Here is a 22168-nt window from a genome sequence, read left to right on the forward strand (position 1 = left end):
ATGGAGCAACAGGAGAGCACGATGAACAGCGCGCAAGGACCGGGCGACGGCGCCGAGGCAACCCTTCCCATCATCGATTTCACCGGCTGGCAGGACGACGCGGCCGTGGAACGCACCATCGCCAAATCCATCGACGCGGCGTTCTGTTCCGTCGGCTTCTGCTATTTCACCAATACCGGTGTCGATCCCGCGCTGGTGGCCCGCCTGTTCGAGATGTCGCGCCGGTTCCATGCCCAGCCGATGGAACGGAAGCAGGAGATCGCGATGAATGCCTATCATCGCGGCTATATGGCGCCCGACTCCGAGACGGTCGCGGACTCCTCGGTCGCCGAGGTGACGAAGCCGAACTTCAGCGAATCCTACATGTTCATGCACGATATCGGCCCGGACGATCCGCGCTGGGGCCATTCGGTGCATGGCCCGAACCAGTGGCCGGCCGACGTGCCGGGCTTCCGCGAGACGGTGCTCGAATATCAGGCGGCGATGGAGGCGTTCTCGATGCGCCTGCTGCGCACGTTCGAGATCGCGCTGGATCTGCCCGATCGCTATTTCGATGCCTATTTTGCCCGACCCACCACCTTCCTGCGTCTCCTTCACTATCCTCCGCGCCCGGCCAACGCGCATACCGACGCCTTCGGTATCGCGCCGCATACCGATTTCGGCTTCCTGACGCTGCTGGCCCAGGACGGCCATGGCGGCCTCGAGGTGCGCAAGCGTGGCGGCGGCTGGATTTCGGCGCCACCGGTTCCCGGCGCTTTCGTCGTCAATGTCGCCGATGTCCTCGCCCGCTGGACCAACGGCCGCTGGCAGTCGACGCCGCATCGCGTCGTGCACAATTCGGCCGGCCATCGCTATTCCTGCCCCTATTTCTTCGACACGGACGTCGATGTGCCGGTTGACTGCATGCCGAGCTGCACCTCGCCCGACAACCCGCCGCGCTACGAGCCGGTCACCTACGGCGCCGTCCTCGAGCGCCATCTGGTCAGCAACTACACCTATCGCAAGGAAGGGCCCTGACCTTGCGGGCGCGTTGCCGTTCGACAGCCGATTAGGCCGGGTGCGCCATCTCCGTCCGTTCGATCGCCCTGCCGGTGGCAGGCCGCGACTCGCCCGCACCGCGTGCGAAGCGGCCGGGGGGCTGGCCGACCTGGCGGCTGAAGGCGGTGCTGAAGGTGCTGGCCGAGCCGTAGCCGACGCGCCTTGCGACTTCGTCCAGCGCCAGGGCGCCGCCGCGCAGCAGGTCCTTGGCGAGCGCCATGCGCCAGGCGAGCAGATATTCCATCGGCCTCAGCCCGACCAGCCGCGTGAAGCGATCGAAGAAGGCCGAGCGCGACAGGCTCGCCTGCCGCGCGAGTTCTTCCACCGTCCAGGGACGTTCGGGATCGCCATGCATCAGCCGCAGCGCCGCGGCGATGCGTTCGTCCGCGAGCCCCCGCAGCAGCCCCGGCGGGGCATCGCCGCCCGGCGTCGCGCGCAGCGACTCGATCAGCAGCACCTCGACCAGGCGCGTGAGCACAAGGTCGCGGCCCGCCCGTCCTGCGCTCGCCTCCTCGCCGAAGAGGCGCACCAGCATGGCGAGCCGTTCGTCGCCATGGATGTGAATCAGCGCCGGCAGGAGCGACACGATCAGCGCCGCATCGGGGGAATCGAAGACGAAATAGCCACCGCGGAGGCGCACATCCGCCGGGCCGTCGGGATTGCCGTGGCGCACTTCGCCATCCGCCGTCTGCGCCGCGCGCGGATCGATCCGCCTCGCCCTGGCCGGCTCGGAGCCCGACATCGTGAAAGCCGGCGTCGCGGGCAGGAGGACGAAGTCGCCTTGCTCGAGGACGATCGGCGCCTCTCCGGCGACGGCGAGGCGGCAGCGTCCCTCGATCACGGCACAGAAGCCGGGATGGCCGAAGGCGTCATAGCTGACGGCCCAGCGCCCGGCGCCGCTGATCCCTTTGGAGAAGACGGTGCGCGGCCGAAGGAGGTCGATCACCTGGGCGAGGGGGTCTGGAATTTCGGACTATCGCCAATGAATTATGGACTTGAGATCGCTGATAGTCCGATCATCACGCCCTATCCTGTTCCTGTCAATCACCAGCGACAGGAACCCGCCATGAAGACCGTCCTCATCACCGGCTGCTCGTCCGGCTACGGCCTCGAGACCGCCCGCCATTTCCTGGACCAGGGCTGGAACGTGATCGCCACCATGCGCACGCCGCGCGAAGATGTGCTGCCACGCTCGGAGCGGCTGCGCGTTCTGGCGCTCGACGTGACCAGCGCCGACAGCATCGCGGCAGCGCTGGCAGCGGCGGGACCGATCGACGTGCTCGTCAACAATGCCGGCATCGGCACGGTCGGTGCGTTCGAGGCGACGCCGATGGCGCAGGTGCGGAAGCTCTTCGAGACCAACACCTTCGGCGTCATGGCGATGACGCAGGCCGTGATCCCGCAGTTTCGCGCGCAGCGGTCCGGCGTGATCGTCAATGTGACGTCCAGCGTGACGCTGACGCCGATGCCGCTCGCCGCCGCCTATACCGCCAGCAAGCAGGCGATCGAGGGCTTCACCGGCTCGCTGGCGCATGAGCTCGGCTATTTCGGCGCCCGCGTGAAGCTGGTCGAGCCCGGCTATGCGCCGACGACGCGCTTCGCGCACAATACGGACATCAATATCGCGGACCTCATCCCGGCGGCCTATGCGCCCTTTGCCGATCCGATCTTCGCCGCCTTCGCGCATCCGCCTTTGGTGACGAAGGAGAGCGATGTCGCCGAGGCCGTGTGGCGCGCCGCGAACGACCTCACCGGCCAGCTGCACTTTCCGGCCGGCCCCGACGCGGTGGCGCTGGCGCGCGCCGCCTGATCGGCGGGCGGGGCCGTCAGGCGCCGGGCGGATTCGGGGGGAGCGGCACGGGCGGGATGGCGGGATCGGGGCCGTAGCGATTGTCCCCGACCTGCCGCTCGCCCGCGAGTTGGGCCACGAGAAAAAGGTCCGCCCCGAGATAGATCAGGTTGTTGACCATAAGCACCGCGAAGAGCACCGGATCGAAGGTCTGGAGCTCGAAAATTCTCGCGATCATGAGGAGGCCTGCCGCCAGGAAGGGCAGCGGCAGCAGGCCCCACCAGCCCGTCCGCCCACGATCGTGCAAGCGCCGCGCGACCGATGCGGCGAGCAGGACGATCGCCGCGACGGCCACGAGACCGAGACCCGGCAACATGGCGCCGATGTCCGGCATCAGCTCGGGGTGAAAGCCGCGAATGGAGATGGAATAGCCGCCGCCGGAGGTCTCGATGGTGGCCTGGTCGGGATGCGCCAGCGCGAATTCCTGCATCCGCGCCAGGCTGGCGGTGAATTCCGGCAGCATGACCATGTAGCCCGCCACCACGGTCAGGGCGATGACGAGCCCCGCATAAGGCCAGAAGCGTCCGCGCGGCTCGCGCCCCCTGAAATTCAGCAGGTTCCGCAGATTGAAGCTGATGGATTCAACGATCCGCACCGATGCCCCCTTCGGCGCTCTGTCATCGCTTTGCGCCCCCGAGCAAGCGATAGCGTGCGGGCGTGCACTCCTGCAACCACAGTTGTGGGTTCGTAAGGCAGGCGTTGCCGTCGCGCGGCGCGCCGCCTGCCTTGCGGGTCGGTGAGACGCGGCTAGGCCGCGAACAGGGCCCGGTCGTCGCGCACGGCCGCGCCGGACTGCAGCACGGCGACGACGCGGTTTTCGTGCTGCGCGAAGCAGGCGAGGCTGTCGAGCGGATTGGCCTCGACGACCAGGAGATCGGCGAAGGCACCTTCGCTGATCTCGCCGATCAGGCCCTCCATCCGCACCACCCTCGCATTGTTGATCGTCGCGTGGCGGAGCGCCTCGGCGGCGCCGCAGACCTTCTCGTGGATCAGCAGCCCGTCGCCCTGATAGGTCTTGGGCGACCAGCAGAGATCCGTGCCGTAGCCGACATTGACGCCGGCCGAGAGCGCGATTTCCAGCGATTTGAGGCCGGTCGCCAGCACCTCGGCATTCTTGTCGAGGTTCTCCTGCGTGAAGCCGAAGCTCGGGCCGTATTTCGCGTCGGCCTCATAGGTGATCAGCGTCGGCACGAGATGCGCGTTCCGCTCGCGCATCACCCGCGCCGTATCGGGCGAGATGAAATTGCCGTGCTCGATCGAGCGCACGCCGCATTCGACGGCGCGGCGCATGCCGATGTCGCTATAGACATGGGCCATGACATAGCGGCCGACCCGCTCGGCCTCTTCCACGATCGCGGAGATTTCCTCCAGCGAATATTGCGGATGGACCAGCTTGTCGCCCGGCGAGGAAACGCCGCCGCCGGCCATGATCTTGATGTGGTCGACGCCCTGGCGGATGTTCTCGCGCACGGCCTTGCGCACCTCGTCGACACCGTCGCAGACACAGGTGAGCCCGCCCAGCGCTTCCTGGCAGTTGCACGTCTCGGCGCGGCCGCGATGGTCGCCATGGCCGCCGGTCTGCGACAGGACGCGGCCGGCGACGAAGAGGCGCGGCCCCTTGAAGAGACCCTTTTCCAGCGCGGCCTTGTGGCCGTAATCGGCGCCGCCGGCATCGCGCACGGTGGTGAAGCCGCGCATCAGCATGCCGGCGAGATGGACGCCGGCGCGCGCCGTCATTTCCGACGGCAGCACCGAGCGGCCGTCCGAGAACTGGCCGATATAGCAATGGGCGTGGCAGTCGATCAGGCCCGGCGAGAGATAGCGCCCGCCGAGCGAGGTGCGCGGCAGCGCGGGATCGATCAGCCGATCATCGGCCAGGCGCGCGATCTTGCCGCCGGAAATGACGACGGCCTTGCCCTCGATGATCGCTCCGGCGACGACATCGACGATCTTCGCGTCGGTGATGACGTATTCAGTCTTTGGCATAGGTCTCGGCCTCCACGGGCTCGATCGCAGGCGCGGCCGGATCGACATAGCCGTTGGCGACGTCATGGGCGAGCGCCGCGGCATCGCGCTCCGCCGGATTGCCCCAGCCGGAGCCGCCGGCGCTGAAATTGACGAAGCGCTCGCCCGCCTTCAGATGCGCGCGATACATGCCGACCTTCTTTTCGCGGTCCTCGCCCGGCCAGAGAACCATATGATTCTGGACCGCCGACGGCGCGCCGCCCTCCAGGCCCCAGCCGCCGGTCTTCGCCTTCTTCTTCATCGAGATGATCTCGGTGTCGCCGACCATGCGGATCTGCCGCCGCACGCCGAGCCCGCCACGATGGCGGCCCGCGCCGCCGGAGTTCGGGACGAGTTCCAGCCCTTCATGGAAGAGATTGGCCTGCCGCTCCAGCACCTCGATCGGCGTGTTGCGCACCGTGCTGGTCGAGGGGTGCTGCAGCGCTGTCGCGCCATCATGGTCCCGCGTCGCGCCCCAGCCGATGCCCTCATTGTTGGAGATGACGTAATATTTGCCGGTGCGGTGATGCCGGCCCATGGCCATGAAGCCCGGCTCGTCGCCGCCGGAAGCCGCCGGCAGCCAGTCGAGCGCCGGCGCCAGCGCCTTGGCGATCAGCTCGAAGGCGACCATGTGCGTCCACGGCATATAGGTCGAGGACGGGTAGACGGCGTGGAAGAGATTGCCGGGATCGGCCTTCACGTCGAGTGCCATGAAGTTGCCGTGATTGCTCGGGCTGTCCGGCGAGGTCAGGAACTTGAAATAGGTCTTCGCCATGGAGATCGTCGCGCCATAGGGCACGTTGACCGGTCCGGCGACCATCGGGGCCGAGCGGTTATAGTCGACGCTGAAACGATCCTCGGTGATGGTCACGTCGACCGCCATCTTGATCATGTCCGAGCTGACGCCGTCATCGTCGAGCCATTCCTCGGCCGACCAGGAGCCCTTGGGCAGATCTTTCAGCGCTGTGCGGGTCTTCTCATGCGCATGGGCGAAGAAGGCCTCGATCGCGGCGAGCACGCGCGCCTTGCCGAACTTCGCATAGATGTCGCGCACGCATTTCTCGCCGGTCCTGAGGCAGGCGACCTGCGCGCCGAAATCGCCGCGGATCGCCTCGGGCAGGCGCGAATTCGCCTCCATCACTTTCCAGAGGTCGGCGTCGAGCTTGCCTTCCTTGATGATGCGCACGCCCGGAAGGATCAGCCCCTCCTGGTGGATATTGGTCGAGTCGATCACATAGCCCGGATCCTTGGCGCCGAGATCGAGCCAGTGCGCCCTGACGCACAGATACATGTCGGGGCTGTCGCCGCCGAGGAAGACGGGCGCCATGAGAAGCGCGTCCGACATATGCGCCGAGTTCCAGTAGGGATAGTTGAGGATCACCACGTCACCGGGGCGGAGCGAGGCGATCTCCATGTTCTGGAGCAGCATCTTCAGCGCATAGTCATTGCCGCCGATGAAAGAGGTGATTCCCGCGGCCTCCGCCACCATGCGCCCCTCGGCATCGGCGATCGAGATGCCGAAATCGAGCACCTCGTAGATCACGGCGTTGAAGGCGGTGCGCACGAGCGTGCGGCGCATCTGCTCCGCCGCCGAGAAGAACAGAGCGGAGATGATCTCGATTTCCGCGGCCTTGCTGATGGTCATGATCAAGCCTCCACGCGGCGTACGGACAGCATGCCGTAGGGATCGACGATAAGGGTCTGGTTGCCGTGGATCGCGAGCGAGGAGCCCTCGTCGACGACGAGGAGCGGCCCCGGATAGCTCTGCCCCGCTTCGAGTGCGTTCCGGTTCATCTTGAGGCAGTCGACATGGGCGCCACTCGCCTGGTCGAACATGCGGTGCGGCGCCGAGTCGGCGAGATCCATCGACGTGCCGATCCGCGTAGCAAGGTCCGGCTTTTCCGCGGTGACGACGAGCTTCACCATCAGCGAGACGATCTCCGCTTCGCTGTCGAAGGAATGGCCGAAGCGGTCGAGATGCAATTGCGAGAAGCGCTCGAACAGGGCGGCTGGCGTATCGCTGATCGCATAGGGCACCGAGAGCGTATGCTCCTGGCCGATGAAGCGGATGCGCGTCGTAAAGGCGACGGCCGGGTCGATGGCGCGGCCGACCTTGGCGGCGAGTTCGGCGGTGCTGCGCGTCTTCAGATCCTCCGCGACCGCGGCGAGGCGCGTCAGCGATGCGTCCGAGATCGTCGCGAGCACGGAGACGGAATCGGAGAAGGAGAGGTCGCTCGCCAGCATGCCCCAGGCCGAGAAGACCGAGGGGAGGGGCGGGATCACGAGTTCGGCCATTTCGAGCTCGTTCTGCAGCATCGGCCCGAGCAGCGGGCCGCAGCCGCCGAAGCCGAGCATGGAGAATTCGGCCGGATCGAGCCCGCGCTCGAGCATCATTTCCTTGATCGAGGAGGCGGTGCGCGAGATCAGCACCGAGAAGATCGAGCGCGCGGCCTCCTCCACGGATATGCCGAGCGGATCGGCGATGGTCTCGCGGATGGCATTGGCGGCGAGGTCCTGCGCGACATTCATCGCGCCGCCCATGAAATTGCCGGTGTCGATATAGCCGAGGATGACGGCGGCGTCGGTGACGGTCGCCTGCGTGCCGCCGCGGCCATAGCAGGCCGGGCCCGGCACGGCGCCGGCGCTTTCCGGTCCGACGCGCAGCAGCTTGTTGTCGATCCAGGCGATCGAGCCGCCGCCCGCGCCGAGCGTCCGGAGGTCATAGATCGGCTGCAGGATCGGCAGGTTCTCGATCCGCGCCTCGAAGACGTCGGTCGGCTCGAAATCGACGATGAGGCAGGCATCGAGGCTGGTGCCGCCGACATCGACGGAGAGGACGTTGCGCCGGCCCGTCTCGCGGGCGACATGCAGCGCGCCGGAGACGCCGCCGGCCGGGCCGGAGAGCACGGTCGCGATCGGCTCGGCTTCGGCGAGACTGAAGGTCAGCGCGCCGCCGGAGGAGTTCATGACGAATTTCTGGCCCGCAAAGCCCTTCGCCTCGATGCCGGCGGAGACGCGGCCGAGATAGTTCTTGAGGACCGGCTTGATATAGGCGTCGAGCACCGCCGTGCTGGTGCGCTCATATTCGCGATATTCATTGGCGAGCAGCGCGCCGGCCGAGACGATGCCGTCCGGATGCTGCGCGCGGATCAGCTCGACCGCTTCGCGCTCATGCGCCGAATTGGCATAGGAATGCAGGAAGCTGATGGCGATCGCCTCGCAGCCTTCCACCTCGAACAGCGCCTTCGCCGCCGCGACGACGGCCGCGCCATCCAGCGGCTCGACCGCGTTGCCCTCGAAATCCATGCGACCGCCGACGCCGGCGATGTTGCGCCGCTCGACGATCGGCGGCGGCGGGCAATAGTCGAAGCGGTACATGTTGACGAAATCGAGCGCGCCGCGGCCGATCTCGAAGATGTCGCGAAAGCCGGCATTGGTGATGATGCCGACCTTGGCGCCCTTGCGCTCCAGGATCGCGTTGAGGCCGAGCGTCGTGCCGTGCACGAAATCGGAAATCGCCTCCGCCGGCACGCCGAGCTTGCCGACGGCCGCGACGACGCCTTCCGCCGGATCATGCGGCGTGGTCGGCAGCTTGAAGGCGCGGAGCAGCTTCTTCTCCGCGTCGAACAGCACGACGTCGATGAAGGTGCCGCCGATATCGATGGCCAGCTTGTATCTGCTCATGTCTGCCTCAATCAGTAGACGGCTTCCAGAAGGCGGGCCGTGTATTCGTTCTGCGGTCGGCTCAGCACGTCCCGCGCTTGTCCCTGTTCGACGATCCGGCCCTGGTTCATGACGTAGACGCGGTCGCAGAGGAGGCGCACCACGTTCACGTCGTGCGAGATGAAGACGATCGTCAGGTTGCGCTCGCGGATCATCCGCACGAAGAGTTCGAGGATCTGCGCCTGGATCGACACGTCGAGCGAGGAGAGCGGCTCGTCGCAGACGAGGAGTTCCGGCTCGACGGCGAGGGCGCGCGCGATCGCGACGCGCTGGCGCTGGCCGCCGGAGAATTCATGCGGATAGCGGTCGCCCCAGGCCGCGTTGAGCCCGACTTCCTCGAGCAACTGGCCGGCGCGCGCGATGCGCTCCGCCTTGCCGAGTTCGCGTTTGTGCAGCAGCAGGCTCTCCATGACGGAGCTTTGCACCGTCGCGCGCGGGTTGAGGCTGCCATAGGGATCCTGGAACACGATCTGCACGTCGGACTTGAAGGCGAAGCTTTCCTTCCGCGTCAGCGTGGCGACGTCGCGACCCTTGAAGAGATAGCGGCCGGAATCATAGCCGGTGAGGCGCGTGATGATGTTGGCGACGGTCGATTTGCCCGATCCGGATTCGCCGAGAATGCCGACGACCTCGCCGCGATTGATGGTGATGTCGATGCCGGACAGCGCAAAGGAGCGGTTCTGCACCAGGAGGCGGCGGGCGAAGCTCTTGGCGACGCCTTCGAGCGCGACGAGGGGTTCCGCGCCGGCCATCACTGCGCGCCTCGTCCGAGCAGGCAGGCGCTGAAGCCGCTGGTGATGCCGGCATTGAGCGGGAGCGGCGCGGTCAGGCAGACCGGCTCGGCATAGGCGCAGCGCGAGGCGAAGGCGCAGCCGCTCGTGCCGAAGCCGGCGCCGACCGGTTCGCCCGGGATCGAGCGGATGTCGGCGAGCGCCTTCTCTCGTGTCGGGATGCAGGCGAACAGCGCCTCGGTATAGGGATGGGCTGCGTGCGTGCCGACATCGGCGGCCGGCACGATGTTGAGCAACTGGCCGCCATAGAGCACTGCGATGCGGCCGACGCTCTGGCGCAGGAGTTCGAGATTGTGGCTGATCAGGATCACGGCGAGGCCGTGGCGGCGGCTCCGATCCAGCATCATCTCGATGACGCGGCGCTGCGTGATCGCGTCGAGCGCGGTTGTCGGCTCGTCGGCGACGAGCAGCTTGGGCTCTTGCGACAGCGCGATCGCGAACACGATGCGCTGGCGCATGCCGCCGGAGAACTGGTCGGGATACTGGTCGAAGGCCAGCGCCGGCTCGGGGATGCCGACCTCGGCCATCAGCGCGATCGCCGCCTCGCGCGTGCGCTCCGCGCCCATCGGCCAGCCCTTGGCAAGATAGATTGCCTCGGTGATCTGCTTGCCGATGCGCATGCTCGGATTGAGCGAGGAGAAAGGATCCTGCGGCACATAGCCGATGGCGTGTCCGAGCAACCCCCGCACGGCCGCGCCATAGCCTTCGAGCGGCAGCGTCCGCCCCTCGAAGGTCACGCGGCCGGCGGTGAGGCGGGCATCGTCCTGAAGGCCGAAGAGGGTGCGCGTCAGCAGCGTCTTGCCGGAGCCGCTCTCGCCGACCACGCCGAACACCTCGCGCCGGTTCACGGCGAAGGAGACGCCGCTCACCATGGTGCGGCCGCCGACCCGCAGAGCGATGGTGGCATCCTCGACCTTGAGCAGCGGCTCCTCGGGGGCAAGCGTCGGGTGTGTCATCCGCGTCCTCCCCTCATCGCCGGCGGGAGGTCGGGTCGAGCTCGCGGCGGAGCATGTCACCGATCACGTTGAAGGCGAGGGCGGTCAGGAAGATCGCGACGCCGGGCGCCAGCACGATCCACCAGCCATTCGCCACATAGGAGCGTCCATCCGCGATCATCGCGCCCCATTCGGGCTGCGGAATCTGCGCGCCGACGCCGATGAAGGAGAGGCCGGAAATGGCGAGCATGACCGCCGAGATGTCGAGCGTCACCTGCACGATCAGCACGTCGAAGGCGTTCGGGATCACGTAGCGGAACACCTTGCGATGCAGCGGCACGCCGAGCGCGTCGGCCGAGGCGATGAACTTCTGCGACAGGATGTCGGCCGTCACCATGCGCGACAGGCGGGCATAGTTCGGCCACCAGGAAAAGACGAGCGCCCAGATCGCCGCCTGGAGGCTGGCGCCGAGCGCGGAGGCGAAGCCGAGCGCCAGGATGAGCGGCGGAAAGCCGAGCCAGATATCGGCGAGGCGCATCAGCGCATTGTCGGCCGCGCCGCCGACGAAGGCGGAGAAAATGCCGATCGTGCAGCCGATCACCACGCCCGCGATCAGCACGAAGAAGGTCGCCGACAGGGTGAGCTGCGCGCCATGGAGCAGCCGGCTCAGCACGTCGCGGCCCGAGCCGTCCGTCCCGAACCAGTGCATCGAGGAGGGCGCCAGCAGCTTGGAGCGGAAGCTGATCTGCATCGGGTCATAGGGCGTCACGAACGGGCCGATGATCGCAACGAGAATGACGATGAGCGCGAGGATGACCGCCGCGCGCTCGATATTGGTTTTGGGAAGCGTGAGAAGTCGTAGCATCGCCTCAGGCCCTCTGCTGCTTGCGCGGGCTCAGCACGTAGAGCGCGATATCGACCAGGAGATTGGCGAGGAGGAAGACGACGCCGACGACGAACACGACCGCCACCACGGCATGGATGTCGGATTGGGTGACCGCCTTGACGGCATAGCGGCCGATGCCCGGCCGGCCGAAGATCTCCTCGACCAGAACGGTCGCGCCCAGCATCCAGCCGAACTGCATGCCGAACACGGTGAGCGCGGGGGTCGCACCATTGGCAAAGACGTGGCGGAACATGATGCGCGGCTCGCTAGCGCCCTTGGCGCGGGCGAGCGTCACATAGTCCTTGCGGAACTCGCCGATCATCGCGGTACGCGTGATGCGCACGCCGACCGCCGTGAACAGCAGCGAGAGCGCGAAGGCCGGCAGCACGAGATGGGCGAGCGTATCGAGAAAGACGTTCATATTGCCGGCGGCGAGGCTGTCGAAGAGATAGAAGCCCGTGGCGCCGGAGAATTCGCGATTGGCGAAGCCGAGCCGTCCTGCGGTCGGCAGGAGCTGCCAGCGGCCGGCGACGATCTGCTGCAGGATGATCGCGATCCAGAACACCGGCAGGCCCGCGCCCGCCATCACGCCGAGCCGGACCAGATCGTCGAAGCGGCTGCCGGCATAGCGCGCCGTCAGGAGGCCGAGTGGCAGCGAGACGGCGAGGTTGATCAGCATGGCGATGAAGACGAGCTCCAGCGAGGGCGGAAGCTCGCGCAGGACATCGGAGGCGATCGGCTGGCGCGTGAACCAGGACGTGCCGAGATCGCCTTGCAGGATCTGGCCGCAATAGATCGCGAACTGCGTCAGCAGCGGCTTGTCGAGGCCCATCTGCTCGCGCAGCAGCGCGATCTTCGCCGCGCCGGCATTCGGCCCTGCCGCCACGATCGCGGGGTCACCCGCCACGACGTGGCTGAGCAGGAAGGTGATGAACAGCAGGACGAACAGGGACAGGATCGAGAAAACGATCCGCTGTGCGACGTAAGCCATAACCTGTCCCTGAACCCGTCTGTTCTTACGGCTTCAGACCGATATCCATGTAGTTGAAGGTCTGGTGATGGGCGACATTGTACTTGTAGCCCTCGACCTTGTCCGACAGCGCGACGACCGAGCCCGGATTGGAGACGGTGATGACGACATAGTCCTCGCCGATCAGCTTCTGCGCCTTCTTGTAGAGCTCGGCCCGCTTGGCGCTATCGGAGGAGGACGCCGCCTCGTTGAGCAGCGCATCGACGTCCGGATTGGAATATTGCGCCCAGTTGTATCCGCCCTTGGCGCCGGTGAGCGCGCCGTTGAAGGTCGCGTTGAGGATGGCGTGCGGGTCCGGGAAGACCGGGAAGGAATAGATCATGTTGATGTCGGCGGTCGTCTCGACCTTCTGCAGCGTCGCCGCCTGCGCCGGCCAGGTCATGCCCTCGGCGTTCAGCGTGATGCCGATCTCGGCGAGGTTCGACTGGAGCTGCTCGACAGCCGCCTTCTCCTCGAGGATCGCCGGGAGATAGCGCACGGTCAGCGTCGTGCCCTTCCAGCCATTCTCCTCGACCATCTTCTTGGCCGCCTCGAGGTCGAAGGCCTGCTCGGTGCCAGCCTCGTGGCCCATCCAGTTGGCGGGCAGCGGGCCGTCCGGCAGCGCGCCGAAGCCCATCAGGACCTGGTCGAGGTGGAGCTGGCGATCGAAGGTCTTCGACAGCATCTCGCGGAACTTCTTGTTGCCGGTCGGGCCCTTCGAAGCCGTGTTGAAATCGAAGAAGAGCGGCGTCGCCGCCGCGCCGACATCGACGACGAAGCCGGGCTCGGTCTTGAGCGCGATCTTGTCCTCGACCGTGATGTCCGGGGCGATGTGCACCTCGCCGCTCTTCAGCAGGCTGAGCTGCGTCGAGGGCTCGGTGATGTAGCGGAAGACGACTTCCGCGACGTGATTGCCGTCCCAGCCGCCCCAATATTTGTCGAACGCCTTCAGCGTCACCGACTCGGTCGGGTTGTAGGCGGTGATCATGTAGGGGCCGGAGCCGGCCTCGTTCACCGACAGCCACTGGCGGGCATGGTCGTCGCCCATATGCGGTTCGACCAGTGCCTTGTTGACGACATAGATGCGCGACAGCGCCGAGAGGAACGGGCCGAACGGCGCCGAGAGGTGCAGCTTGACCGTGGTCGGGTCCACCACCTCGGCCGAGGCATAGGGGCCCATATCGTTGAGCACATTGGCAGCCGCGGCCTTGAGGCGGTCGAGCGTGAACTTGACGTCCTCGGCGGTCAGCTTGCTGCCGTCATGGAAGAGCACGTCGTCGCGCAGCTTGAAGGTGTAGGTGAGCCCGTCCGGCGAAATCTCCCAGCTCTTGGCGAGCCGCGGCGTGACCTCGGTGGCTCCGGCGGAGAACTGGACCAGCGGGTCATAGGCGCCGAGCAGAAGCTCGTCGACCGTCGAGTTGGTGGCGTTGGCCGGATCGAGATTCTCCGGCGTCTCGTTCTCGGCGATGACCAGCGTTCCCGTGGGCGCAGCAAGGGCCATCGTCGGCACGGCGACGCTGGCGAGCAGGACGGCACAGAGCGGAATAAGTCCGGATTTGAAGCGCATTGACGACCCTCTGGATTTTTTCTGTATACCGACTGTATCCGATGCTAGCATCCGAGGGCATGCTGTCAACGCCTTTCTTGCTGCGATGCGGTACACCGGAGCGGGGTGGCGGGAGCCGCCGGACACGGTGAGAAGCCCGGGCGTGTGGCGTGGATCGGCGCGGGAAAGTGACGGAATTTCAAGGGTCTACGCCGTGGACATTTGACGGCTGATGCACTAGGCAGAAATTGCGACGGGAATGGATTGCAACGCCATGGTTACACGGATCGAAGAGGTCGACGCGCCGGCCACGCGGGCGGATGACGAAAGACACGCCGGCGTCGAGCCGGTGGCCTTCGCGACCCGGGCGGCCTCGAAGAACCTGGCGGCGCTGGCCTATGGCGAGATCGCGCGGCTCATCGAGAAGAAGGAGCTGCAGGCCGGCGAGGTGGTGGTCGAGCAGAACCTCGCCGCCTATCTCGGCATATCGCGCACGCCGGTGCGCCAGGCGCTGCAGCGCCTCGAGCTCGAAGGCCTGCTGATCAAGTCGAACACGAAGTCGTTCTTCGTGCGCAAGGTCGACCTGAAGGAATATCTCCAGAGCCTCAAGGCGCGCGAGATCATCGAGGCCGCGGCGGCGGGCATGTGCGTCGATCTCGCCCCGGCCGAGAAGATCGCCGCAGCCAAGGCGACGCTGAAGCGGCTGAAGGCGAGCGACCACTATGACCAGGAGGCGCATTGGGCCTCCGACAAGGAGGTCCACGACATCGTCGCCGACTATTGCGGCAACCAGGTCGTGGGCAACATCGTCAAGTCGCTGCGCGTCACCACCAAGCTGTTCGAGATCGAGCGGCTCGCCGAGCGGCTGGAGCCGGATGCGCGCCAGCACGAGGTGATCCTCGACAAGATCGAGCATCGCGATGCGGCTGGGGCGCGCAAGGCGATGTCGGATCACATCAAGTCGCTGTTCCAGTTCGCGATCGACACGGTCATCTGACCGTCCTCACGCCCCGAAGCGGGCGAAGCCGAACGCCTCCAGACCGTCGCGCGTATTGCCGCCGAGCGCGAGATGCGCGGCCTCGCGGCCCATCAGCGGTCCGAGCGTGAAGCCGTTTGCCGTGGCCGCGACGGTGACGCGGGGATGGCCGGGCAGGGCGCCGATCAGCGGCGCACCGTCGATGTCGATGTTCATCGCGGCCCAGCTGCGCACGACGCGAAGGCCCGAGACCGCCGGAACGGTGCGTGCCGCCACCCAGACATTGCCTTCGAGGCTCTCCGGCAGCACCAGCGGCTGGCCCGCCGCGCTGGTGCGCGCAGTCCAGGCCCCGCCGATCAGGATCGTGGAATCGGCGGTCTGCTTCATGGTGAGGTGACGGTCGGCATGGGCCACGAGGCAGGGCAGGATCGGCGCCGTCGGCTCGGTCACCACCATCTGCAAGGGCGCGCCGCGCACGGGGATCGGCGCGCCGAGCATGGCGCCGAACGCCGCCGACCAGCCGCCGGCCGCGATGAGCACACGATCCCCCAGAAGCGTCCCGCGCGGCGTCGCGATCCGGTAGCCGTCACCCTCTGCCATGAGACCGGTCGCGGGCGTCAATTCCTCGATGATGACGCCCGCCGCACGTGCGGCGTTTGCCACCGCATTCGACGCGGCGAGCGGATTGATCTTTCCCTCACCTGGGCACCAGGCGGCGGCGACCATGCGTTCGGATATCGACGGCGCGATCGCCCGGATCCGCCGGGCGTCGATCACCTCGGTGGTGATACCGACCCGCGCCTCGGCCGCGGCCTTGGCCTCGAGGAAGCGGATCTGGTCATGGCTTTCGGCGACCATCAGCCCGCCCGTCACCGCCATTTCGAAATCGGCGCCCAGTTCGGCTTCGAGCGCGCCCCAGAGCGCGATCGATTCCTGTTGCAGCGGCAGGGTGCGGAGCTGGAGATCGCCGCCGCCGACCGCCTTGCCGCCGAAATCCCAGGAGAGGAGCTGGAGATGCAGGCTGCCGGCATTGCCGCCCGAGGCCTCGGCGGCGATGCGACCGCGATCGAGCACCACGACGCGCGCGCCCTTCTGGGCAGCGAACAAGGCGGCGGAAAGCCCGGTAATACCGGCGCCGATGATGGCGAGGTCGACCCGCGTGGCGCCGAGCGGCTCCGTGCGCGGCGAAGAGGGGCGGGCGCCCGGATGGCTCTCGCGATGCCCGCTCCATTCGGCCTTCTCGTCGGCGAGCGCCGCGACGGGCACGGGCTTCGCCGGAAGCTGCGGCGCGAACAGCATGTCGGCCGAGATCTTCTCGCCCGCCTCGGCGAGCAGGCGCATCGCGGTGGCGAGGCAATAGCGCCCCTGGCAGCGCCCCATGCCGAGCCGCGTCGCCCGCTTGATCGCGCCGGGATCGCGCGCGCCGGCAGCGATCGCCTCGCGCACGTCGGAGGCGTGCACGCCCTCGCAGCGGCAGACCACCGTCTCGTCCTCGGGGGCCGCGCGCGGCGGCGCGTCGTAGAGCCGCCAAAGCTGCTTCTGGAAGGCTGCCGCCTTGTGCAGCCGTTCCGTCGCGCCGGGGGCGGGGGCCGGCGTCCGGCCGAGCCTTGCGGCCGCCGCCTCCCCGGCGAGCAGGCCCTGCGCCTCCGCGAGCCGCGCGCCACCGAGGCCGCCGGCATCGCCGATGATCCAGACGCCGTCGATATCCGTCGCGCCAGTCTGGTCGCGCTCCGGCACCGCGATGCCGCGCGGATCGAGCGTCATCGGCACGTCCAGCAGCCGTGCAAGCTCGGTCTGCGGCGCGAAGCCTTCGCCGATGCAGATCGTGTCGGCGGCGATGCGGCGGCGTGCCCCGTCCTTGATGCGGCGGAGGATGGCGGCTTCGGCCTGCGTCTCGCCCTCGACCGCAGCGAGTTCCCAGCCACGCATCAGTGGCGCGCCGTGGCGCATCAGGCCGGCGGCATAGGCGACGCCGTCGGCGACGAGGCGGGGATCGGCGAATGTGGCGCGCGCGAGCGCGAGCGGATCGGCCAGCGTCGCGCGCTCCGCCACGGCCGCGACGGTGCCGCCGATCCGCGTGATCTCGGCGGCGAGCTGCAGGCCGAGCGGGCCGTGCCCGGCGATCAGGATTCGGCCGCGGGGCGCGGTGCCATATTTGCGGACCAGCGTCTGCGCGGCGCCGATCGTCATGACGCCGGGCAGCGTCCAGCCGGGCACCGGTGTCGGCATCTCATAGGCGCCGGTGGCGATGATGAGCGCGCGGGCGAGGATGCGCGCGATGCCGCGCGGGCCGCTGGTGCGGATATCGAAGCGCCCGTCCGTCTCGCGCCGCGCGAACCACACCATCTCGCCGAGCCGCAGCGCTATCCCGGCCGCCTCGGCCTTTGCCCGCAGCGCGCTGCCGCGCCGGTGCTGCGCGTCGGGCGGCGCTTCGCCGCGATAGCCGGTCGTGCGGGGCTTATAATATTGGCCGCCCGTCTCGCCGCGCTCGTCGATCACCAGCACCGAAAGCCCGGCCGCCGCGGCGGCGAGCGCCGCGTTCAGACCCGCCGGGCCGCCGCCGACGATCGCGAGGTCGATCTGCGCGTCGGCGATCCGCGGCCGCGGCTCGGGCAGGACCCGCGGCACGATCGCCGCATCGTCCTGCCGGCGGACATCCATGCCCGGAGCGACGACCGTCATGCAGGCCTGCCGGCTCGGAACGCCGTCGATGGTCACGAGGCAGTCCTGGCAGACGCCCATGCCACAGAACAACGAACGCTCGCGCCCGGCGCGGTCCGCGCCGAGCTGGCGCTCGCCCGCCTCCGTCAGCGCGGCGGCGATGCTGTCGCCGGGACGCGCCTCGACCGGTCGGCCGTTCCAGAGGAAGCGCACGCTCATGCGAGGGCGGGGATGCGTTCCGGCATCAGCCCCACGGCCTTCAGCGCAGCGTGCAGTTCCGGCCGGTCGGCCTCGGGCAGCGGCAGGCGCGGGGCGCGCGGCTCGCCCATGGGAAGGCCCATGATGGCGAGCGCGGCCTTGGTCGCCGAGACATAGCGATGGCCGCCGACGAGGCGGATGATCGGCAGGATCTCGCGATAGAGCGCCCGCGCCGCGTCATAGTCCTTGTCGTCGGCAGTCAGCGTGAACAGGCGGGCGAAGGCCGCCGGCATGATGTTGGAGCCGACCGCGACCCAGCCGATTGCGCCGTTGACGAAGCTTTCGAAGCCCATGATGCCGCCGAACACGCCCATCTTGTCGCCGCAGAGATCGATGATGTCGCGCACGCGCGTCACGTCCATCGTCGATTCCTTGATGTAATCGACATGCTCGATCTCGGCGAGGCGCGCCACCAGCGGCGGCGTCAGGTCGACATTGGCCGTCGCGGGATTGTTGTAGAGCATAATCGGCAAATCGGTCGCCGCGGCGATGCGCTCATAATGGCGCAGCAGCTCGTCATGGGTCGGCGTCGAATAGAACGGCGGAATGATCATGACGCCGTCCGCACCGAGCTCGGCAGCCATGCGGCAGTTGTCGATCACGTCCTCGGTCCGCTCGGCGCCGGCGCCGATCAGCACCGGCACGCGGCCGGCGGCGGTGTCGATCACGCATTTCGCGATCGCGCGCCGCTCCTCCGCGGTCATGGAGAGGAACTCGCCCGTCGAGCCGAGCGGGATGAGACCGTGAATGCCTTCGCGCACCTGCCAATCGGTGAAGCGCGCCATCGCGCCGAGATCGACCGATCCCGCCGCGTCATACGCCGTCACCATCACCGTATAGGTGCCGCGCAGTTCCGTCATGATCCGGTCTTCTCCTGAACCAGAGCGCGTCCTTAGCGCCCTTTCGGTATACCGAACATACTTCATGGTATACGACACGAATGCAAGCCGCTTCCCGCACCGCACAAGAGCGGCGATGCGGGCGAAAGGGACCAGCGGGTCGGGTCGTCGTTGCCTGTTCCGTTGGGGATTCGTTTGCTGAAGGAAGGTGCCTGCCTCCTGAGATTATGGATTCGGCCTCGGTCCAAATTGCCGTCATCCCGGCGGAAGCCGGGATCCATTCAGCCTGAGGCGCCCATCGTCATAAGCCTCTGCTGTATGGATCCCGGCTTCCGCCGGGATGACGCCGGAGAATGGGTAGACGCCTGAAAATCAGCCTTTCGCAGAGGAAGCCTCCAACGAACGCGAAAGACAGCCGCAATCGCTCCCTCAGAGCACGGCGAAGGTTTCGAAGGCCTCTGCCAGCGACATGCCGGAGAGCAGGGCGTCGCGGACCTTGTTTTCGGCGCGGACCTTGTCGAGCGCCGCCGCGACGACCTGACGCGCGATGGCCTGTGGCACGGCGACGATGCCGTCGACATCGCCGAAGATCATGTCGCCGCTTTCGATCTCGACATTGCCGATCTTGCCGGGCACGTCGAGCCACATCAGCTTGCCGCGATACTTGGTGTCGGACGGATTGAAGCCGCCGCAGAAGAGGGGAAACCGCGCCGCGCGGATGCGCGCCACATCGCGCACGCAGCCATCCGTGACGCAGCCCGCCGCGTTCAGCTGCATGGCGCGCGTCGTCAGCAATTCACCCCAGGGCGCGATGTCGAGATTGCCGTGGCAGATGAGCACCGGCACGTCGTCGACCTTGAGATCGTCGACCAGGCGGATCTCGTTCTCGTAGACATTGACGGTCTCGTCGTCATGGAAGATCGGCATGAACACGCCGACGCGGATGCGCCCGCACAGGATAAGGGACTCGTCGAGCGGGCGGAGCGCGCGCGGCAGCACCTGCCGGCGATAGCCGAAGCTGTCCAGCGTGTCGGCGATCACGGCCGAATAGAGTTCGGCCCGGCAGCCGGCGAAGAGGTCCGCCAGATCGTCGCGCGTCGCATCGCTCATGTTCTCGTCTCCATTGGCTGCGCCGGTTCGGATCGGTTCGCCGGCGCCTTCGTTGCGTCTGTCCGACCTTAGGCGTATCCGGTTCCCCGACAAGAACAGGCGGGTTCACGACACGAAATGGCGGATGCCGATCCTCATCGCTATGGCGTCAAGCCGGTGATCGCCGCGCTCCGCATCCTGGAGGCTTTGGCGCGGGCCGGCGGGCCGCTTGCTGCCGCCGAGCTCGCGGCGATGACGGGGACGAGCCGCACAACGGCGTTCCGCCATCTGAAGACGCTGGTCCTGCTCGGCTTTGCCGAGATGATCCGGCCGGGGCTCTATGAGATCGGGCCGGCGGCCGCCGCGCTCGGGCGCGATGCCGGCCCGGATCGGCCGCTGCTCGCGATCGCGGAGCGCCATGTCGACGCGCTCGGCGCGCGGTTCGGCGAGACGGTGAACCTTGCCGTGCCGAACGGGAAGCGCCTTCGCTATATCCGCATCAAGGAGACGGCGAAGCCGCTTCGCTTCCGCTCGGAAGAGGGGGACAGCGAGTGCTTCCATTGTACGGCGGTCGGCAAGGCCATCCTCGCCTTCGTGCCGCGCGAGCGGGTGCCGGATTATCTGAACGCGGAACTGCAGCGCTTCACAGCCCATACGCTCGTCACGCGGCGGGCGCTCGATATCGCGCTCGCGGAGACGCGGCGCTTCGGCTACGCGATCGACGATGAGGAGAACGAGATCGGCTGCGTCTGCTATGCGGCGCCGATCTTCGCGGGCGACGGGCAGCCCGTCGCCGCAATCAGCGTCTCCGTACCGACCGCGCGGCTGACGGATCGCCTGGGCCTCGACATCCCGCAGGCGGTGGTCGAGGCCGCCCGCGCGATCACGCAGCGCATGGCGCGGAGTGAAACCGACGATCCCGGTGCGGAGATAGAGCCCTCCCGGCGCGGGGCGCGGCGTCAGAACGCGACGGCCTGACCGTCCTTGCGCGGGTCGGAGCCGGCGACATAGCTGTCGCCGAGGCGGGAGATGATCTGCGCGCCGCCGAAAGCGAAGACGGCGTCCGGCGGCTCGACGACGATTTCGTGCCCCATGCCGCGCAGCGCCTCGGCGAGCGCGGGATCGAAGCTTGCCTCGACGGCGACCTTGCGCCCGCCGATCACGCGCCAGCGCGGCGCATCGGCAGCGGCTTGCGGGTTCTGGCCATAGGCGAGCATGCGCAGCATCATCTGGGTATGGCCCTGCGCCTGCATCGGCCCGCCCATGACGCCGAAGGCCGAGAGCGGCTGCCCGGCGGCGTCGAGCGCGAAGCCGGGGATGATGGTGTGGAACGGGCGCTTCTTGGGCGCCACGCGATTGGCATGGCCGGCCTCGAGCGAGAAGCCCGCACCGCGGTTCTGCAGGCTGATGCCGGTGCCGGGCACGACGACGCCCGAGCCGAAGCCCATATAGTTGGACTGGATGAACGAGACCATCCGCCCGGCCGCGTCGGCGGCGGCGAGATAGACCGTGCCGCCGGGCTTGGGCGTGCCGTGGCCGGGATCGCCGGCGCGGCTGCGATGCACCTGTTTCGCCCGTTCGGTCAGATAGCCGTCGTCCAGCAGGTCGCCATGCGGGAACGCCATGTGGTCGGCGTCGGCAACATGGCGTGCCGCATCGGCGAGCGCGAGCTTGGTCGCCTCGATGGCGAGATGGAGCGTGCGCGGATCGTCGACCGGCGCGTCGCCGATGCCGACGCGCTCCAGCATGCCGAGCGACATCAGCGTCACGATGCCCTGGCCGTTCGGCGGGATCTCGTGGACGGTCGCGCCGGCGAAGGGAATGGCGATGGTGCCGACCCAGTCGGCGCCATGCGTACCGAGATCCTCGGCGCCGAGCGCGCCGCCATGCGCATCAGCATGCGCGGCGATCGTCTCGGCCAGCGCGCCGCGATAGAAGCTCTCGCCTTCGGTCTCGACGATCGCCTCGAGGCTCGCCGCGAGCGCGGGCAGGCGGAAGCGCTCACCGGCGCGCGGGGCGCGGCCCTCGGGCAGGAAGGCTTCGGCGAAACCGGGCTCGCGGGCGAGCAGTTGCGCCGCCTTGTCCCAGAGCACGGCGATGATCGGCGAGACGGGAAAGCCGTTGCGGGCATAGCCAATAGCGGGCGCGGCGATCGTCGCGAGCGGCAGCGAGCCGAAGCGGCGCCACAGCGCGATCCAGGCCGAGACGGCGCCCGGCACAGTCACGCTCTCCCAGCCGCGCTCGGGCATCTTGCCGCCGGCGAAGCGCTCGGCCGTCCAGGCCGCAGGCGCGCGGCCGGAGGCGTTCAGCCCGTGCAGTTCCTCGCCGTCCCACAGGATCGCGAAGGCATCGCTGCCGAGGCCGCAGCCGGTCGGCTCGACGACGGTGAGCGCCATCGCGGTCGCGATCGCGGCGTCGATGGCGTTGCCGCCCTGCGCCAGCATGGCGAGGCCGGCCTGCGCGGCGAGCGGCTGCGAGGTCGCGACCATGTTGTCGCCGAGGACCGGCGAGCGCTGCGAGGCGTAGGGCAGGGAGACGTCCATGGTCGGCTCAATCCTCGCTGG

18 protein-coding genes are annotated in these 22168 nt (G+C 67.9%); 4 read left to right on the plus strand and 14 right to left on the minus strand.

The annotated features are described in order from the left end of the window. The first annotated feature begins 21 nt into the window (after positions 1–21). A complete protein-coding gene (locus GGR25_RS23990; RefSeq protein ID WP_183401435.1) occupies positions 22–1017 on the plus strand; it encodes an isopenicillin N synthase family dioxygenase in 996 nt (331 codons plus the stop codon). Between the two features lie 31 nt (positions 1018–1048). Here the strand turns inward: GGR25_RS23990 and GGR25_RS23995 are convergent, their stop codons facing one another. After that, positions 1049–2005 carry a cupin domain-containing protein gene (locus tag GGR25_RS23995; RefSeq protein ID WP_183401482.1) on the minus strand — a complete coding sequence of 319 codons (957 nt, stop codon included), beginning with the start codon at positions 2003–2005 and terminating at the stop codon, positions 1049–1051. A 99-nt stretch (positions 2006–2104) separates the two neighbouring features. Here GGR25_RS23995 and GGR25_RS24000 point away from each other — a divergent pair, with 99 nt between their 5' ends. Next, positions 2105–2848: an SDR family oxidoreductase gene (locus tag GGR25_RS24000; RefSeq protein WP_183401436.1), complete on the plus strand. Its 744-nt coding sequence runs from the start codon at positions 2105–2107 to the stop codon at positions 2846–2848. Between the two features lie 16 nt (positions 2849–2864). On the opposite strand, the gene GGR25_RS24005 is transcribed toward GGR25_RS24000, so the two are convergent. From GGR25_RS24005 to GGR25_RS24045, 9 genes are all read right to left on the minus strand, one after another. Next, a complete protein-coding gene (locus GGR25_RS24005) occupies positions 2865–3482 on the minus strand; it encodes a DUF805 domain-containing protein (protein ID WP_183401437.1) in 618 nt (205 codons plus the stop codon). A 152-nt stretch (positions 3483–3634) separates the two neighbouring features. Next, positions 3635–4873, minus strand: a complete 1239-nt coding sequence (locus tag GGR25_RS24010; RefSeq protein WP_183401438.1) for a metal-dependent hydrolase family protein — start codon at positions 4871–4873, stop codon at positions 3635–3637. After that, on the minus strand, positions 4860–6536 hold the full coding sequence (locus GGR25_RS24015) for a hydantoinase B/oxoprolinase family protein (RefSeq protein ID WP_183401439.1): 1677 nt from the start codon (positions 6534–6536) through the stop codon (positions 4860–4862). Before GGR25_RS24015 ends, GGR25_RS24010 begins: the two co-directional genes overlap by 14 nt. 2 nt (positions 6537–6538) lie before the next feature. Next, positions 6539–8575 (minus strand): hydantoinase/oxoprolinase family protein, encoded by a 2037-nt coding sequence (locus GGR25_RS24020; RefSeq protein ID WP_183401440.1) that lies wholly within the window; start codon positions 8573–8575, stop codon positions 6539–6541. 11 nt (positions 8576–8586) lie between these two features. Continuing rightward, positions 8587–9366 carry an ABC transporter ATP-binding protein gene (locus GGR25_RS24025; protein ID WP_183401441.1) on the minus strand — a complete coding sequence of 260 codons (780 nt, stop codon included), beginning with the start codon at positions 9364–9366 and terminating at the stop codon, positions 8587–8589. Continuing rightward, on the minus strand, positions 9366–10361 hold the full coding sequence (locus tag GGR25_RS24030) for an ABC transporter ATP-binding protein (protein WP_183401442.1): 996 nt from the start codon (positions 10359–10361) through the stop codon (positions 9366–9368). The genes GGR25_RS24025 and GGR25_RS24030 overlap by 1 nt, the downstream gene beginning before the upstream one ends. 13 nt (positions 10362–10374) lie before the next feature. Beyond that, positions 10375–11205 (minus strand): ABC transporter permease, encoded by an 831-nt coding sequence (locus tag GGR25_RS24035; protein WP_183401443.1) that lies wholly within the window; start codon positions 11203–11205, stop codon positions 10375–10377. Positions 11206–11209: 4 nt separating this feature from the next. After that, positions 11210–12217 (minus strand): ABC transporter permease, encoded by a 1008-nt coding sequence (locus tag GGR25_RS24040; RefSeq protein ID WP_183401444.1) that lies wholly within the window; start codon positions 12215–12217, stop codon positions 11210–11212. Positions 12218–12242: 25 nt separating this feature from the next. Next, positions 12243–13802, minus strand: a complete 1560-nt coding sequence (locus GGR25_RS24045; protein WP_183401445.1) for an ABC transporter substrate-binding protein — start codon at positions 13800–13802, stop codon at positions 12243–12245. 253 nt (positions 13803–14055) lie between these two features. Here GGR25_RS24045 and GGR25_RS24050 point away from each other — a divergent pair, with 253 nt between their 5' ends. Further along, complete coding sequence (locus GGR25_RS24050; RefSeq protein WP_183401446.1) at positions 14056–14778, plus strand: GntR family transcriptional regulator; 723 nt, start codon at positions 14056–14058, stop codon at positions 14776–14778. Between the two features lie 6 nt (positions 14779–14784). Here GGR25_RS24050 and GGR25_RS24055 read toward each other — a convergent pair whose 3' ends face one another. The 3 genes from GGR25_RS24055 to GGR25_RS24065 form a co-directional block, all read right to left on the minus strand. After that, positions 14785–17637, minus strand: coding sequence for an FAD-dependent oxidoreductase (locus tag GGR25_RS24055; RefSeq protein WP_183401447.1), 2853 nt, complete (start codon positions 17635–17637; stop codon positions 14785–14787). Continuing rightward, the gene (locus GGR25_RS24060) at positions 17634–18539 is read right to left on the minus strand and encodes a dihydrodipicolinate synthase family protein (RefSeq protein ID WP_380147631.1); all 906 of its coding nucleotides are present in this window, start codon (positions 18537–18539) and stop codon (positions 17634–17636) included. The genes GGR25_RS24055 and GGR25_RS24060 overlap by 4 nt, the downstream gene beginning before the upstream one ends. Positions 18540–18944: 405 nt before the next feature. After that, the gene (locus tag GGR25_RS24065; RefSeq protein WP_183401449.1) at positions 18945–19625 is read right to left on the minus strand and encodes an RraA family protein; all 681 of its coding nucleotides are present in this window, start codon (positions 19623–19625) and stop codon (positions 18945–18947) included. Positions 19626–19742: 117 nt separating this feature from the next. Between GGR25_RS24065 and GGR25_RS24070 the strand changes: the two genes are divergently transcribed. Beyond that, positions 19743–20582, plus strand: a complete 840-nt coding sequence (locus GGR25_RS24070) for an IclR family transcriptional regulator (protein ID WP_183401450.1) — start codon at positions 19743–19745, stop codon at positions 20580–20582. Here GGR25_RS24070 and GGR25_RS24075 read toward each other — a convergent pair. Further along, on the minus strand, positions 20564–22147 hold the full coding sequence (locus tag GGR25_RS24075) for a gamma-glutamyltransferase family protein (protein WP_183401451.1): 1584 nt from the start codon (positions 22145–22147) through the stop codon (positions 20564–20566). The genes GGR25_RS24070 and GGR25_RS24075 overlap by 19 nt on opposite strands. Positions 22148–22168 lie beyond the last annotated feature (21 nt).

It is taken from the genome of Kaistia hirudinis (assembly GCF_014196455.1).
In the GTDB taxonomy this organism is placed as follows: domain Bacteria; phylum Pseudomonadota; class Alphaproteobacteria; order Rhizobiales; family Kaistiaceae; genus Kaistia; species Kaistia hirudinis.